The 14,953-nt window shown below is 42.1% G+C and carries 18 protein-coding genes; 6 read left to right on the top strand and 12 right to left on the bottom strand.

Features of this window, described 5'->3' with window-relative positions; genetic code table 11:
• Nucleotides 1-5: 5 nt before the first annotated feature.
• Both HMPREF2926_RS07360 and HMPREF2926_RS07355 read right to left on the bottom strand, forming a co-directional pair.
• Nucleotides 6-1,148: a 5-methyltetrahydropteroyltriglutamate--homocysteine S-methyltransferase gene (locus HMPREF2926_RS07360; RefSeq protein WP_070587121.1), complete on the bottom strand. Its 1,143-nt coding sequence runs from the start codon at nt 1,146-1,148 to the stop codon at nt 6-8.
• 164 nt (nt 1,149-1,312) lie between these two features.
• Nucleotides 1,313-1,525 (bottom strand): YdbC family protein, encoded by a 213-nt coding sequence (locus tag HMPREF2926_RS07355; protein ID WP_003002541.1) that lies wholly within the window; start codon nt 1,523-1,525, stop codon nt 1,313-1,315.
• A 90-nt stretch (nt 1,526-1,615) separates the two neighbouring features.
• Between HMPREF2926_RS07355 and HMPREF2926_RS07350 the strand changes: the two genes are divergently transcribed.
• Nucleotides 1,616-1,948 (top strand): hypothetical protein, encoded by a 333-nt coding sequence (locus HMPREF2926_RS07350; protein WP_013903885.1) that lies wholly within the window; start codon nt 1,616-1,618, stop codon nt 1,946-1,948.
• A 15-nt stretch (nt 1,949-1,963) separates the two neighbouring features.
• Here the strand turns inward: HMPREF2926_RS07350 and HMPREF2926_RS07345 are convergent, their stop codons facing one another.
• Both HMPREF2926_RS07345 and HMPREF2926_RS07340 read right to left on the bottom strand, forming a co-directional pair.
• Nucleotides 1,964-3,250 (bottom strand): peptidase U32 family protein, encoded by a 1,287-nt coding sequence (locus tag HMPREF2926_RS07345; RefSeq protein WP_003002878.1) that lies wholly within the window; start codon nt 3,248-3,250, stop codon nt 1,964-1,966.
• 94 nt (nt 3,251-3,344) lie between these two features.
• Nucleotides 3,345-4,274, bottom strand: coding sequence for a peptidase U32 family protein (locus HMPREF2926_RS07340; protein WP_070587119.1), 930 nt, complete (start codon nt 4,272-4,274; stop codon nt 3,345-3,347).
• 129 nt (nt 4,275-4,403) lie between these two features.
• On the opposite strand from HMPREF2926_RS07340, the gene HMPREF2926_RS07335 reads away from it, so the two are divergent.
• Nucleotides 4,404-4,697 (top strand): DUF3270 family protein, encoded by a 294-nt coding sequence (locus HMPREF2926_RS07335; RefSeq protein WP_070587118.1) that lies wholly within the window; start codon nt 4,404-4,406, stop codon nt 4,695-4,697.
• 408 nt (nt 4,698-5,105) lie between these two features.
• On the opposite strand, the gene HMPREF2926_RS07330 is transcribed toward HMPREF2926_RS07335, so the two are convergent.
• The 8 genes from HMPREF2926_RS07330 to HMPREF2926_RS07290 form a co-directional block, all read right to left on the bottom strand.
• Nucleotides 5,106-5,564: a YtxH domain-containing protein gene (locus tag HMPREF2926_RS07330; protein ID WP_070587116.1), complete on the bottom strand. Its 459-nt coding sequence runs from the start codon at nt 5,562-5,564 to the stop codon at nt 5,106-5,108.
• A gap of 14 nt (nt 5,565-5,578) precedes the next feature.
• On the bottom strand, nt 5,579-5,962 hold the full coding sequence (locus HMPREF2926_RS07325) for a DUF948 domain-containing protein (protein WP_070587115.1): 384 nt from the start codon (nt 5,960-5,962) through the stop codon (nt 5,579-5,581).
• Nucleotides 5,963-5,965: 3 nt separating this feature from the next.
• Nucleotides 5,966-6,748, bottom strand: coding sequence for a prolipoprotein diacylglyceryl transferase (lgt, locus tag HMPREF2926_RS07320; protein ID WP_070587114.1), 783 nt, complete (start codon nt 6,746-6,748; stop codon nt 5,966-5,968).
• Nucleotides 6,745-7,677: an HPr(Ser) kinase/phosphatase gene (hprK, locus tag HMPREF2926_RS07315; protein WP_023918696.1), complete on the bottom strand. Its 933-nt coding sequence runs from the start codon at nt 7,675-7,677 to the stop codon at nt 6,745-6,747. Before hprK ends, lgt begins: the two co-directional genes overlap by 4 nt.
• Before the next feature lie 172 nt (nt 7,678-7,849).
• Complete coding sequence (locus HMPREF2926_RS07305) at nt 7,850-8,224, bottom strand: hypothetical protein (RefSeq protein WP_070587112.1); 375 nt, start codon at nt 8,222-8,224, stop codon at nt 7,850-7,852.
• 12 nt (nt 8,225-8,236) lie between these two features.
• On the bottom strand, nt 8,237-8,518 hold the full coding sequence (locus HMPREF2926_RS07300) for a PspC domain-containing protein (RefSeq protein ID WP_013903896.1): 282 nt from the start codon (nt 8,516-8,518) through the stop codon (nt 8,237-8,239).
• A 74-nt stretch (nt 8,519-8,592) separates the two neighbouring features.
• Entirely contained in the window at nt 8,593-9,048 is a 456-nt protein-coding gene (locus HMPREF2926_RS07295) for a SprT family protein (protein ID WP_070587111.1), read from the bottom strand.
• Nucleotides 9,035-11,191: a Tex family protein gene (locus tag HMPREF2926_RS07290; protein WP_371106515.1), complete on the bottom strand. Its 2,157-nt coding sequence runs from the start codon at nt 11,189-11,191 to the stop codon at nt 9,035-9,037. Before HMPREF2926_RS07290 ends, HMPREF2926_RS07295 begins: the two co-directional genes overlap by 14 nt.
• Nucleotides 11,192-11,339: 148 nt before the next feature.
• Here HMPREF2926_RS07290 and HMPREF2926_RS11210 point away from each other — a divergent pair, with 148 nt between their 5' ends.
• The 4 genes from HMPREF2926_RS11210 (at nt 11,340) to zwf (ending at nt 14,866) form a co-directional block, all read left to right on the top strand.
• On the top strand, nt 11,340-11,489 hold the full coding sequence (locus tag HMPREF2926_RS11210) for an SPJ_0845 family protein (RefSeq protein WP_023918704.1): 150 nt from the start codon (nt 11,340-11,342) through the stop codon (nt 11,487-11,489).
• Nucleotides 11,489-12,394, top strand: coding sequence for a permease (locus HMPREF2926_RS07285; protein WP_070587107.1), 906 nt, complete (start codon nt 11,489-11,491; stop codon nt 12,392-12,394). Before HMPREF2926_RS11210 ends, HMPREF2926_RS07285 begins: the two co-directional genes overlap by 1 nt.
• On the top strand, nt 12,391-13,206 hold the full coding sequence (locus HMPREF2926_RS07280; RefSeq protein WP_003015619.1) for a TIGR03943 family putative permease subunit: 816 nt from the start codon (nt 12,391-12,393) through the stop codon (nt 13,204-13,206). Before HMPREF2926_RS07285 ends, HMPREF2926_RS07280 begins: the two co-directional genes overlap by 4 nt.
• 193 nt (nt 13,207-13,399) lie before the next feature.
• Nucleotides 13,400-14,866 carry a glucose-6-phosphate dehydrogenase gene (gene zwf / locus HMPREF2926_RS07275; protein ID WP_070587106.1) on the top strand — a complete coding sequence of 489 codons (1,467 nt, stop codon included), beginning with the start codon at nt 13,400-13,402 and terminating at the stop codon, nt 14,864-14,866.
• The last annotated feature ends 87 nt before the right edge of the window (nt 14,867-14,953 follow it).

Below are 14,953 nucleotides of genomic sequence, written 5' to 3'. Positions count from 1 at the left end.
CCTCCTTATTCGCCCCAAACTTCAGCGACAATTTCTTTAATCAAACCGATTTTTTTCCATTGGTCTTCTTCTGTCAAAATGTTTCCTTCTTCTGTTGAAGCAAATCCACACTGAGTAGACAGGTAAAGATTTTCCAACGGTACATACTGACTCGCTTCTTTAATACGAGCGATGACTTCATCCTTGTTCTCCAATTGACCACTCTTAGATGTCAAGAGGCCTAACACCACTCCTTTTCCAGGGGTCACTTCTGCAAGTGGTTCAAAACCACCAGCACGATCGGTGTCAAACTCAAGGAAGTACGCATTGACCGCTTCTTCTCCAAGGAGTTCTTTGGCAATCGGTGCATAGCCACCTGATGAAGCCCAGGTGGAATGGAAGTTCCCACGACAAACGTGTGTATTGACGGTCAAACCAGCTGGAATATGTTGGTAGACATCGTTGTTAAAGGTCAAGAAGAGATCAGCGAGTTCCCGGCGAACCTCATCTTTTGACTTGCCTTGAGCTGCTCCCCAAGCCGTCAAGAAATGATCGTCTACCAAGACACCCCACGTACAATCATCTACCTGAAGTGTCCGAAGTCCTGCATCATACAAATCTTGAATCACTTGAAGATAGGCTTGCTTGATGTCTTCACGAACAGCCGCAAAATCAGGATAGATGGTATTCAATTGCTCTACATGTTCTGCATCACGGATCAATTCAAAATAGAATTGCGCAGGCGCTGGAATAGTATATTTAGGTTCTACACCATCTACATCTGCTACAAGATCACGCAAGAACTTGTAATGCTCTACAAATGGATGATTGGCTCCTGTGATTTTTCCAACGACAAGTGCTGAGTCCGCCTTGGTTGTTTCATCATGGAATTGATAGCCTTGTGCAGCTTGGACGTGATCAATGCCACCAAAGCCCCAGAAGAAATCCAAATGCCAATAAGCACGGCGGAATTCTCCATCTGTTACTGACTTCAGACCCGCAGCAATTTCTTTTTCAACGAGGTCACGAATCGCTTGATCTTCTACTTTTGTTAAGTCAGCCTGACTGATTTTTCCAGCTGCGAAATCTTCACGAGCTTGAACCAAAGCTGCTGGACGAAGGAATGACCCAACATGGTCTATGCGATAAGGTGCATGTGTATGTGTCAATATGAATTCCTCTTTCCTATAAATTTTACATTAATTCACCAATGCAACCATTATAGCAGTCCAACACTTGATAAACAAGGGTTTGGGATAATCTAATATCTTTGACATCTATATAGTCTTAGACTATAACAAAAAAGAAGTCTTTGAAGGACCTCTTTTTTATTTTAATTTTTAAATGCATCGAGCATAACTTGAAACTCTTCGTTCGTGAGTGTAATGCCTTTCCCCATCTTTGTATGGTCGGGACTCCAGGTCCGGATATCATACTTAGCTGGAGCACCGTTAAAACTTACACGGTTCAATTCCTTGGTCCAACCCTTGTCATTTTCTGACAAGACCAGTAGATGTTCTTCGATTTGGAATGAAAATTCTGCCATTTCACGACTCCTTTCTTGCCTTCTCATCTCTATTATTCGTAAATCATTTACAAAATCGTTGAAATTATCTATAATATATTGTATCAAGTTATGGAGAATTTAGCTATGAAAAAATTTCTCGAGATCGTTAAAGACCGAGCAAATGAATTTTTCAATGGAAAAGTCAGTACCCCTGCCCCATTAGAAGATGAGAGAATTATTGAAATCATTCAACAAGCATTGCGAAAAAAACAAGGGGTTCATGTTATTTTTTCAAACAAGAGTTTTACAGGCGATATTGTCAAGTATGACCAAGAACGCCGACAACTGATCGTGAAAAATTTTAAAAAGAGTATGTCCACGATTATTCGGATTTCTGAGATCCAGAAAATCAGTTTGGTCCCCAATAATATTCGCATCGCCCAACAAAAAGGAGAGGTTTAACCCTCTCTTTTTTTGTTATACTCGAACAGTTTTACTTGCCCCATCTTTTGAGTAGAGATTGATCAAACCTTCTTGACAAGAACGGATCATATCTCCTGGTTTGACTTCCTGCGGAACGGTAATGGTAAGGAGTTCCATCGGATTTGGTGCGCGATCAATCTTCACTCCATCCTTATCATGTAAGTCTTGGATCTGGCATTCAAAATGTCGGAAGCCTGGTCCGTAGAATTCCACTTGGTCCCCTTCATTGATCACATTCCGTTGACGAATCGTCGCGGTCATGGTAGATGGATCAAAGTCGACTACTTCTCCTACAAATTTGTATTGAGGAATCTTCCGACGTGCCCCAAACAATTGTTCATTTTCAGTCGGTGTTTGGTAGTAGAATCCAGTTGCTAATTCACGTTGAGCGACTTTCCACAATTCATTGATCAAATCATCTTTAATGGCATAAAAGGCTTCTGGACTTTCCATATAAGCATCGCAAGCAGCCTTGTAACAGTTGGCAACTGTTGATACGTAATGGACAGATTTCATTCGGCCTTCAATCTTCAAGCTATCAACCCCATTGTCAATCATGTCTGGAATATTCTCGATCATACACATGTCAACGGCTGACATAGAGTATTCTTCTGGAACTTGCCCTTTGATACTCTTACGTTCTTGGCCGAATGGCATGTCGTAAAGGTCGTATTTCCAACGGCAAGATTGAGAACAGCCACCACGGTTGGCATCCCGGTCAGACATGTGGTTAGAAAGGGTACAACGTCCGGAATAGGAAATACACATGGCTCCATGAACGAAGGCTTCGATCTCAAGATCGGTACGCTTACGAATCTCTGCCAACTCTTCCATGGATACCTCGCGGGCCAAGACGACACGGGTCAAGCCATATTCTTTCCAAAAATGGAAAGTCTCCACATTGGTTGCAGAAGCTTGCGTAGACAAGTGAATATTGAGTCCAGGTGCATAAGTTGCACAGATTTCAATCAAGGCAGGGTCTGAGACGATCACGGCGTCAAGGCCCATATCCCGCAATTCACGGAACCACTCACCAGCACCTTGTTCATTTCCTTCATGTGTTACCATGTTCGAGGCTACGTGTACATCAACTCCACGTGCATGAGCGTATTCAATTCCTTCACGAAGCTCATCCATGGTGAAGTTTCCGGCACGGCTCCGCAAACCATAGGCTTGTCCACCAACGAACACAGCGTCTGCCCCATAATTAACGGCAACTTTTAGTTTTTCTAAGGTTCCAGCAGGTACCAAAACCTCTGGACGTTTTTTTGTATTTGTCATGTTTTCTCCAATTTACAAGATTGTCGATATAATGAATAGCCTCTTCGTTCCCTGAAAAAGGAAAACTCTCAAACGAAGAAGCCCTAGTTTTTTATTATTTTACACGATCTGGTTCATAATCATAGAAACCAGTATCCAAACCACGATTTGCTGGATGCAATTTACGGATTTCTTCATCAAACAGATAGGCTTGATCCTGTGTAAATGTTCCTTTTTGAATCAAATCACGGGCCTTGATAAAGTACTCTGTAATCTTGACAAAGTTTTCACCCGGACAGTAGACACCGTCGAGTTTCCAATGATCAAAGCCATGTTCTACCAACTCAGACAATTTGGTCATCATATTCAAGTCATTATTTGAGAAGATATGAGTTCCATGTTTGTCTTCGTAGACCGAATAGTGAGAATTTGGATCTCCTGGTTCTGCTAAAAACAGATCGCGATCTTTGGTCACAGAGTCCTCTGTCTTGATGAAGTTGTAATAGTTCTGAAGAAGAGGTCGTTTTGAATGGTGAATAATGCTAGCACCGTAAACCAATACTTCTGCTGGAATCTGAAGATTCTCAGCCATTACGAATAATTCGGCAGATGGAATCTCACGAGCCAAAACAGCCTCAGAAGCTCCTGCTTGTTTTCCCCAGAAATTGATCTGGCGGCTAGAAGTGACCATGGTTGATGCATCGTAAATCGTTTTGAATGGATAGCCATCTCGTTTCAAGACATAAAAAACGCCCGCATCTCCGACAGTAATATAATCAGCCTGAATTTCCTTTAGAAAATCTAAGAAAGGCTTGATTGAATCCATCATCGATTGGTGCATGAGTGCATTTACAGCCACTGTCAATTCTTTGCCAGCAGCATGGACTAATTGGGCAATTCGATTTATTTCGTCATAGCTTAAAGTTTGAGGCAATCGTAATCCGTAATCTTTTTCACCGACATAGATTCGGTCAACCCCTGTATCAATCAGGGCTTGTGCTTGCTCAACACTCTCTGCTGTTGCTGTAATCATAATATTTTTCATAAAACCATTATAACAAAAATTCCGATATTCTAGAAAAATTTATTTATTTTGTAAAAATTGTAACATTTTTGTAACATTTATATAGCTGAATTCATGATAGAATAATAGAGTACTGTTAGGAGAGAGAAAATGCCCGTAAGAAATTTAAGACACTATGATGAAGAATTCGATTATATCGAATTAACTAAACAAACCCAAGAAACCCCTATTCAGGACTACGCTCCTGAAGTTGAACCCGCGCCTCAATTAAGTGAATTGCTATATTTTTTAAATATCGCTATTTTCTGTGTGTTGACAGTTGTGTTTAGTTTTATCTTTTTAGCAACGAAAATGAATACCTTCTTTGCGTTTGCCTTAGCTATTGGTTCTAGCTTTGCTAGTATTCAAGGATTCCGAATTTACTACAATAAACGAAAAAATTAAAAATCAGGTTCGCCTGATTTTTTTATTTTAGTCGAATTTTTTTACAAAAATAAAAGTTCAAAAATAACTTCTAACTACCAACTGATCGTTTCACTTCCAAAAAAATGAGGCTCCGAGAGCCTCATTTTGAGAGCGTAGACAAACTGTTCTTTTTTATAAATCTGAAAAATTCTACAAAAATAAAAAAATTTATTCGTTTGAATTATTCAATCATCTACTAAAATTTTCCGCCGTGAGAAAAGTGCCTGAAACATAATTGTTTCAGGCACTCGGGAGTTTTGAAACTTTAGGTTCAAAACTAAGTCATAGAACTTCTTTGAAGTTCGCTGACGTCCGCACTCACCTAAGGAAAGTTTTTTAGATGACTTTGTCCTCAATCTAAAACGAGGCCTACTGGGCCTCATTTTTTTATGCTTCTTTTGTTTCTTCTTCAGCCGCTTCTTTAGGATCTTTTTCATCCAAGTCTAGCACGATGTCTTCTGATTCTGTTTGTTTGCGAATGGATTGAACCAAGTCATTGCCACTTAGATTTTCTTTTTGAAGTCTATCCTTAAATGAGTGATAGACTTCTTGAGATTTTTCAACCACATCTTGCGTTTTTTCTTTGACAGATTCCAAAACAGTTCCTGTCGTAATTTCTCCAGATCCAACTTTTTCTTTGGTTTGTTGGATCACTTCTGCTGCTTGTTTTGAAACATCTTTAGCAGTTTGTTTAACTGATTCATGCACTTCTTGAGGATCTTCTTGATAGTCTTTTACAAAGCGCACAACTTTTTTAGTAACTTTCTTACCTTGCTCTGTTGACAAATAGTAGGCTGCTGAAGCACCTGAAATCACACCAATTAATAAACTAGATAAACGTCCCATCTTTTTCCTCGATTCTATTTAAATAATTTTGAAGCCATCTGAATCGCTTTTAATCCGATAGAGGCTTTTACAGTTTTCCCACCAGCTGATGCAGCTTTAACACTCAATTGACGCGCTTGATCATTCAAATCTGAAACTGACACGGAAAGATCCGCTACAGCTGTAAACAAGGGGTCGATCGTTGCCACTTTTTGATTCAAATCATCCGTTAAAACATTGACTTTTGCCAATAGATCATTGGTCTGATGCAAGGTGACATTGACATCTGATGTCAACACTTGGATCGTTTTTTGCGTCTCATCTACAACTTTTCCAATCTTTGAAAGGAAAAAAATCATATAAATGACAAGCGCTACTAAGGCAAGGCCTAGGAGGCCGTATGCAATTTCAATAAACATATATTACTCCTTTGCTTCTACATAATAAGGGGCTTTTTTGCGACGTTGGTAGATGATGATGGCGAGTCCAACTAAAATCAGGATCATCGATAACCACTGGGAAACACGTAAGCCCGCAAACATCAAGCTATCCGTCCGCATTCCTTCGATGATCATCCGACCAAAACCATACCAGATAAGGTAAAAGGCTGTGATCTCACCTTGCCTCAAAAATTGGGCCTTCCTACGAAGAATCAAGATCAAGAGAAATCCTAACAGATTCCAACTGGATTCATATAAGAAAGTTGGCTGACGATAACTGCCATCTATATACATTTGGTCTCGAATAAAAGAGGGCAGGTAGTTAAGACTTTTGACAGCAGCTCCATAAGCTTCCTGGTTAAAGAAGTTTCCCCAGCGACCAATACTCTGTGCAATCATGACGCTTGGGGCCGCAATATCTAAGAAATCAATTGGCTCAATCAAGCGTCTACGAGAGAATAGGTAGAGGACAAGGGCACCTGTCAAGAGGCCACCATAAATCGCGATTCCTCCGTTCCAGATAGCAAAAATCTCACCCAGGTGCTGGCTATAGTAGCCCCATTCAAAAATAACGTAATAGAGCCTAGCCCCCACAATCGCAAGCGGAAAAGCGATCAAAATGAAATCAATGATATCATCTGGATCAATTTTCTTACGAGGTGCTTCTTTCATAGAAAGATAAACGGCTAGAATCAAGCCAGAGACAATACAAATTGCGTACCAACGAATACTGATCGGACCTAATTGAAGGGCTACTGGATTCATTCCTTCACCTCATTTTGACTAATCAACTGGGACAGACGTTCTTCAAAGGTTTTAGTGGCATCATAGCCCATTTCTTTGGCACGAACATTCATCGCCGCTGCTTCGATCACGACCGAAATGTTCCGACCAGTCTTCACAGGGATGCGAATCCGAGGAATGGTCACGCCACCGATTTCCAACTCTTCTGCATTATTACCAAGACGATCATAAACCTGATCCTTAGCATAATTTTCCAAGTAAACGGCGATTTGGACTTGTGAAGAATCCTTCACAGCACTCGCACCGTAGAGACTCATGACATCGATAATCCCGACACCACGGATCTCTAGTAAGTGGCGTAGGATTTCAGCTGGCTCTCCCCAAAGGGTCATCTCATCTCTCGCATAGATATCGACCCGGTCATCTGCTACAAGGCGGTGACCCCGCTTGACAAGTTCCAGACCTGTCTCGCTTTTTCCGATTCCGCTATCTCCTTGGATCAAGACACCCATCCCATAAATATCCATCAAGACACCGTGTACACTCGTACGTTCTGCTAGCCGACTATCCAAATAGCTAGAAAGCTCTCCAGATAAACGACTGGTTGCAACATTGCTCTTTAAAATGGCTAGTTGCTTCTCTTCCGCAGCACGCAACATTTCTTCTGGAATTTCTAAATTCCGCGCAACAATGATGACAGGTGTCTCTGGCTGGAACATCTTGCGCAGGACCTGATGACGGTTGTGAGAGCTCATCTTCACCAGGTAGGACCATTCTTTCATTCCTACAAGTTGAATCCGCTCAGGTGTGTAATAGTCGAAATAGCCCGTCATTTCAAGACCTGGACGTGAAATGTCCGCAGTCGTAATTTCCTTGCTTAAGAGGCTATCATCCCCATAAACAACCGATAGACGAAGCTTTTCCTGTAGATCGCGAACAGTAACTGCCATATCATTCTCCCTTTTCAAATTCTCTCTCTATTATAGCAGATTTTCTCTTCAGACGAGAGACTGAAGTGTCATTTGAAAGATCCATTTTCAACTCCTTTTTAAGGCAAGCAAAAAGAGGCCAAGACAAAGGTCTTCAACCTCTAGGAAATGATGGTAACATATGAAGAATGCTCTAGCCTTCGCCTTGCAAAAAATCTTTAATCATAGATTTGATTCCGGTAGAGACCGCATAGACCACCGCATTTGAAGGAAATGCGATCAAGCCGAGCATAAAGACGTAAGGTCCTCCCCCCAACAAGGAGAAAACCAAATACAAAACCGGCAGAAATAAAATCGAAAACCGATAAATTTGTGGCTTTCTAGCCATTTCTGTTGGCAGAAACAAGAGGTAGAAGAGACTATTCCAAATGCCCAGTGGAAAAAGGAGCATTCCGATCAAAACTGTTCCAACTCCTTCCCCAAAAACACGATTTAAAATGAAAAACTGTCCTATAAAACTGAAGAAGAGATATAGAATAAAAGCAAGGAAATAGAACTTCTGCTTCACCCGGATCTCCTTTTAGAAAAACGGACTATCATTCTGATCATGGATGGGTTCAGCCTCTTTTCTTCGACGAGGTCGAGGGCCATAGTCAAACATTTCCTGCTCCTCCTCGTCCTTATAAGGCAAGGTCGTATCTAACAGTAAATAGATAATCACACCGATAAAGGCATGAGAAACCGTAAAAAGAATAAACAAGAAGCGTAGGAGAGTTACGCTAAGACCAAATTTATCGGCTAAGCCAGCTAGCACACCTGAAACCAGGCGATGTCGTTTTAATTTGTAAAATGATGCTGTCATTTGATTTTCCTCTTTCTAGTTAGACCTATTTTAGCAGAGTCGAACTGGAAAGAGATCCGCCTAAAGACCGATTCTTACTCTTGTCTCATTTCAAGGAATTGCAGGTGGCTGCGACAGCGACCACAAGCATATTTCTTCAGATCGATTTTTCGCTTTCGTCTATACTCTTGGCCACAATGGGGACATTGATAGAGATAGATCCGCTTGACTCGCCTAGTTCTATCTGGTAGAGGAGGTGTGAAACGAAGACCGTCCACTTGCTGGAGGAGTTGCTTAAAGGCTAGATCTTTATGGCGATATCCTTTACCTTGATCGTAAAGATGGTAATGGCAGAGTTCGTGGCGGACGATTTTGCGAAAGACCTCTAACCCGAAAGCTTGGTATATTTTCGGGTTAAAATCAAGGTGTCGATCCTTGGGAAAGAAACGGCCTCCAGTGGTTTGAAGACGTGAATTCCACTCTGCTCGATGACGGAATTCTCTCCCAAAATCTTCTAGGGATACTTGGCGTACATACTCAGTCAGATTCATTCGGAGCTACCAAACTGAGATTGACTTTTTCGCGTTCCACATCAATCTTCTTCACCCAGACGGTAACCAAATCACCTACTGAGACGACCTGGCTTGGATGCTTGATAAACTGCTTGCTCATATGGGAGATATGAATCAAGCCATCTTCGTGAATGCCAATATCGACAAAGGCTCCAAAGTCAACCACATTGCGCACAACCCCTTCTAATTTTTGGCCAATATGCAAGTCTTTAATATCCAAGACATCCTGACGGAGCACAGGTGCATCAAAGGAATCCCGCAAATCGCGACCTGGTTTTAGGAGATCGGCAATGATATCTTTCAGAGTTTCTGGCCCCAGATCCAGCTGAGTAGACATCTCCTCGATGTTCACAGCTTTTAATTTTTCCTGAGCTGATGCATCGAGGTCGGTAATTTCAAGAAGTTGAAAAAGTTTTTCAACTTCCTTGTAACTTTCAGGGTGAACGCCGGTATTATCCAAGATGTTTTTACTTTCAGGAATGCGTAAGAATCCAGCCGCCTGCTCGAAAGCCTTGGCACCGAGACGAGGGACTTTTTTTATTTGCGCTCGTGAAAGAATCATTCCTTCTTCTTCCCGGTATTTCACAATATTTTCAGAGATGGTCTTATTGAGTCCTGCTACATGCGCTAAGAGAGAGGGACTAGCCGTATTGATATTGACCCCAACTTGGTTGACTACGGTATCTACCACGAAATCCAAGCTTTCTGTCAGTTTTTTCTGATTGACATCGTGTTGGTATTGACCGACACCGATGGATTTGGCATCGATTTTCACCAATTCTGCTAGCGGATCTTGCAAGCGGCGGGCAATCGAGATGGCCGAGCGTTTTTCAACGGTTAGCTCTGGGAACTCATGACGGGCCAACTCACTAGCTGAGTAGACAGAGGCTCCGCTTTCATTGACAATAACATAGCGAACTCCTGGATGGTCATGGAGGACCTCTGCGACAAAGGCCTCACTTTCACGGCTGGCGGTTCCATTTCCAATCGCAATAATTTCTACTCCGAACTCCTTGATCAAGGAGGACAGATCCTTTTTAGCCTGCTCGATCTGAGCTGGTTTTGCAGGAGCAACTGGATAGATAACCTGGGTAGCGAGCATCTTTCCTGTCTCATCGACAACGGCTAGTTTAGCACCAGTCCGAAAGGCTGGGTCAAATCCAAGGACCACGCGCCCTTTTAACGGAGGAATGAGCAATAGATTCCGTAGATTCTCAGAGAACAATTGAATGGCCCCGTCTTCTGCCACCTCCGTCAACTCTGTCCGAATCCGACGTTCAATCGCAGGAACGATTTTTTTCTTAACCGCTTGTTGAATAACCTCATCCACATAGGCATTTTTAGTTTTAAAACGAGCCTCAAAAATACGAATGATCCGATCCAAATGGTGCTCGAATCCGACTTTGAGAACGCCCAATTTTTCTCCACGATTGAGAGCTAGAGTCCGGTAGCCTTGCATATTCTTGATCTTCTCAGAAAAATCATAGTAGATTTCAAAGGTTCTCTTAGGATCTAAGCTTTCATCCTTCAAGGTTGACGTCATGAGGGAATGCCCATGAATTTCTTGATAGGTGAGGGCCCGTAATTGGGTATCCTCTGAAATAGCTTCTACCAGAATATCCACTGCACCAGCTAAAGCCGCAGTTTCAGTTGGGAAGGCCTCACAGGTAAATTTCTGAGCCTCTGCTTCCAAGTCTGGACTATTTTGCAAAATGAGACGTGCCAAAGGAAAAAGTCCTGCTTCTCGAGCAATCGTCGCCTTGGTCCGCCGTTTTTCCTTATAAGGGAGATAGAGCTCTTCGACATCCGCTAATTTTTCAGCAGCCTCAATAGCCTGCTTGAGCGCCTCTGTCAGTTTGCCCTGTTCCTCAATCTTAGCAAGGACGGTTTCCTTTCGTTCAGCCAGAGCCGTTAACGATTTGTCCCGGTCAATAATGGCCTTAATCGCTACTTCATCTAAATTTCCCGTCATATCTTTTCGATAGCGAGCAATGAAGGGAATGGTTGAGCCTTCTGCGGTCAGACTCAATACGGTATCGATTTGTTTTAAGCTAACACCCAATTCTTGGGCTATTTTTTCATATTTATCCATAGCTTCTATTATAGCATATTTTGCTGCCATCAAGGGGTGAGATCGCCTGTTCTGGTCTCTGTTTCAGGGATTTTTCATAGAATAATTTTGACCCTATGGATCCTTCCTTTTATGCTCCATTTCCCCCTTGCTCTTTCCTTTTTGTTATAATGAAAGAAAATAAAAAGGAGGCCCAACAATGGCTATTAAATTCTCAAAAACAGATGATCTTGATAAAATGTTTGAAAATTTTGCGAGTTTTCCGGATGTAGAAAAGAAAGTAGAATTTCCTGAAGAGAAAAAGAAGGCAGAAACTGCTACCACTAAAGAAGCAAAGAAGGTTAAGTAATGACATTCTTTCAACACCTTCCCTCTAGCGTCTTGCAGGCTGGGGCTATTTTTCTCTCGATTATTATCGAGGCCCTACCGTTTGTCCTAATCGGAAGTATCATTTCAGGGATTATTGAGGTCTATATCACCCCCGAGAGGGTCTACCGCTTTCTTCCCAAAAATAAATTTGGGCGGATCTTCTTTGGGACTTTTATCGGCTTTATCTTTCCTTCCTGTGAATGTGGAATTGTTCCCATTATCAATCGCTTTCTAGAAAAGAAAGTCCCAAGTTATACTGCTGTTCCCTTTCTGGTGACAGCACCGGTCATCAATCCCATCGTTCTCTTTGCGACCTACTCAGCCTTTGGGAATTCTGTTAAGATGGCCCTCTACCGCGCCCTTGGTTCCTTGCTTGTCGCAACAGTACTAGGGATCTTCCTTGGCTTTATTCAGACAGATTCGATCCAAAAAGAACATCGCAAACCTGTGCATGAACATGATTTTAGGGACTTGAGCAAAGGCCAAAAGCTCTTTCAAGTCTTGGTGCAAGCCATTGATGAATTCTTTGATACAGGACGCTACTTGGTATTTGGTTGTCTCTTTGCCAGCCTCGTCCAAGTCTATGTCCCAACACGGATCCTCACTTCGATCAGTGCGACACCGGTTATTGCTATTCTCCTTCTCATGGTCTTGTCCTTTCTCCTCTCACTTTGTAGCGAGGCGGACGCCTTTGTTGGATCCTCTCTTCTAACAAGTTTTGGAGTAGCGCCTGTTCTTGCCTTTCTGGTGATTGGGCCTATGCTTGATGTCAAAAATCTCCTCATGATGAAAAATTATCTCAAGACCCGTTTTATCTGGCAATTTATCGGAATTGTGAGTGGAGTTGTGCTCCTTTATGCTTGGTTTGTGGGGGTAGTGCTATGATTCGTTTCTTGATATTAGCTGGCTATTTTGAGCTCACCATGTACCTGCAATTATCTGGTAAGCTCAATCAATACATCAACTTACACTATTCTTACTTGGCTTATATTTCCATGTTCTTGTCCTTTGTTTTAGCTCTTGTGCAGCTGATCATCTGGGTCAAGCAGATGAAGATCCACAGTCATCTCTCTGGCTTCTGGGCAAAAGTGGCGAGTATTTTCTTGCTCTGTATTCCTTTGTTTGTCGGGCTATTTTTTCCTACAGTGACACTGGATTCCCAAACAGTCTCTGCCAAAGGCTACCACTTCCCGGTTGCGGCTGGATCTTCCAAGGAAATCCAGCAGGACGAAGGGACAACAACCCAGTATCTCAAACCAGATACTAGTAGCTATTTTACCAAATCTGCCTATGAGTCAGAAATGAAGCAGGCGGCAAAGAAATATGTTGATAAAAAAGTGATTCAGGTGACCACTGAGAATTACATGGAAGTCATGGAAGTGATTTATGATTATCCTGACCAATTTGCAGGAAAGACGATCGAGCTGACCGGTTTTGTATACAATGATCCCAATAACAAGGACAGCCAATTTCTCTTTCGCTTTGGGATCATCCACTGTATCGCAGATTCCGGCGTCTACGGTCTCTTAACGACGGGTGCTCCGCAGCATTTCGAAAACAATACTTGGATCCATGCGAAAGGAACCTTGTCCATTGAATACCACAAGCAGCTCAAGCAAAGCTTGCCTGTTCTCCACATTAGCGATTGCCAGACCATTACGAAACCGGCTAATCCATATGTCTACCGCGTATTCTGATGGAGCTTTCATTGTAGATCCAAACATCTTATAACTGTTCAAGCTAGAATCCACATTGATTCTAGCTTTTTCTATGCTTTCCTCTCAAATCCTCTAATCCAAGCGGAAAATATTCGGAACAACGATTCCATCAAAGAAATCTTGTGGATTTTATGGTAAAATATGGTTAATAAAATAGGAAATAGGTACTTAAATGTCTTCAAAAGTTATTGTAACCATTTTCGGGGCCAGTGGAGATTTAGCCAAGCGCAAACTCTATCCATCCCTTTTTAGACTCTATAAATCAGGAAATCTATCTGAAAACTTTGCGGTTATCGGAACAGCCCGCAGACCATGGAGCAAGGAATACTTTGAATCAGTCGTGGTAGAATCCATCACAGACCTGGCAGATAGCCCTCAACAAGCCCAAGAATTCGCCAGTCATTTCTACTACCAAAGTCATGATGTTAATGATACCGAACATTACATCGCCCTGCGCGAATTGCAAAATAGCTTGGATGAAAAATACCAAACGGAACACAACAAGGTCTTCTTCTTGTCCATGGCTCCTCAATTTTTTGGAACCATTGCTAAACACCTCAAATCAGAAGGCATTGTGGATGGACAAGGTTTTGAGCGCTTGATCGTTGAAAAACCTTTCGGTACAGACCTAGAAACGGCTAGTCAGCTCAACAAGGAATTGGAAGAAACCTTTGATGAAGAACAAATCTTCCGTATCGACCATTACCTTGGAAAAGAAATGATCCAAAATATCTTTGCCATTCGTTTTGGAAATCTTATTTTTGATAATCTTTGGAACCGAGATTTTATTGACAATATCCAAATTACCTTCGCTGAACGCTTAGGAGTTGAAGAACGCGGTGGCTACTATGATCACTCGGGGGCCCTTCGAGATATGGTGCAAAACCATACCCTTCAGCTTTTGTCTTTGCTTGCCATGGATAAACCAGCTACCTTTACCAAGGATACGATTCGGGCTGAAAAAGTAAAAGTATTTGAGCAATTGCACAATCCAACAGATGACGAATTGAAGAAATTCTTTATCCGTGGTCAATACCATTCAGGTACGATCGAAGGGAAAAAAGATATCTCTTATCGCAGTGAGCCCAATGTCGACCCTGAATCTACTACGGAGACCTATGCTTCTGGTACGTTCTTTGTTGATAGCGATCGCTTCCGCGGTGTGCCTTTCTTCTTCCGTACCGGAAAACGCTTGACGCAAAAAGGAACCATGGTCAATGTGGTCTTCAAGCAAACCGACTCCATCTTTGGACATAGCTTGCAACCAAATGTCTTGACAATTTATATCCAACCAAATGAAGGTTTCTCATTGAGCATCAACGGAAAAGAGGTCGGAGAAAAATTCAGCATCGCACCAATTTCCTTTGATTATGAAACAGATGCGACTGCAACTGGGGCTTCACCAGAGCCTTATGAAAAATTAATTTTCGACGTTTTGAACAATGACTCAACCAATTACAGCCACTGGCACGAAGTCCGTGCTTCATGGCAATTGATTGACCGGATTGAAAAACTATGGGCCGAAAATGGAGCACCGCTCTATGAATACAAGTCTGGATCCATGGGACCAACTGCATCCGATGATCTCCTTGCAGAATACGGAGCCGAATGGGTTTGGAAACCTGAACCTAAGAATTAAGGAAAGCCACCTTCGGGTGGTTTTTTTGATAGCGCAAGGAAACAAAAAGACAAATTGTCTTTTAAACAATTTGTCTTTTTCTATTTG

Origin of the sequence: Streptococcus sp. HMSC078D09 (genome assembly GCF_001813675.1) — a bacterium.
Taxonomy (GTDB): domain Bacteria; phylum Bacillota; class Bacilli; order Lactobacillales; family Streptococcaceae; genus Streptococcus.
The sequence above is the reverse complement of the archived record's forward strand: the minus strand, read 5'-3'. Positions and strand labels throughout refer to the sequence as shown.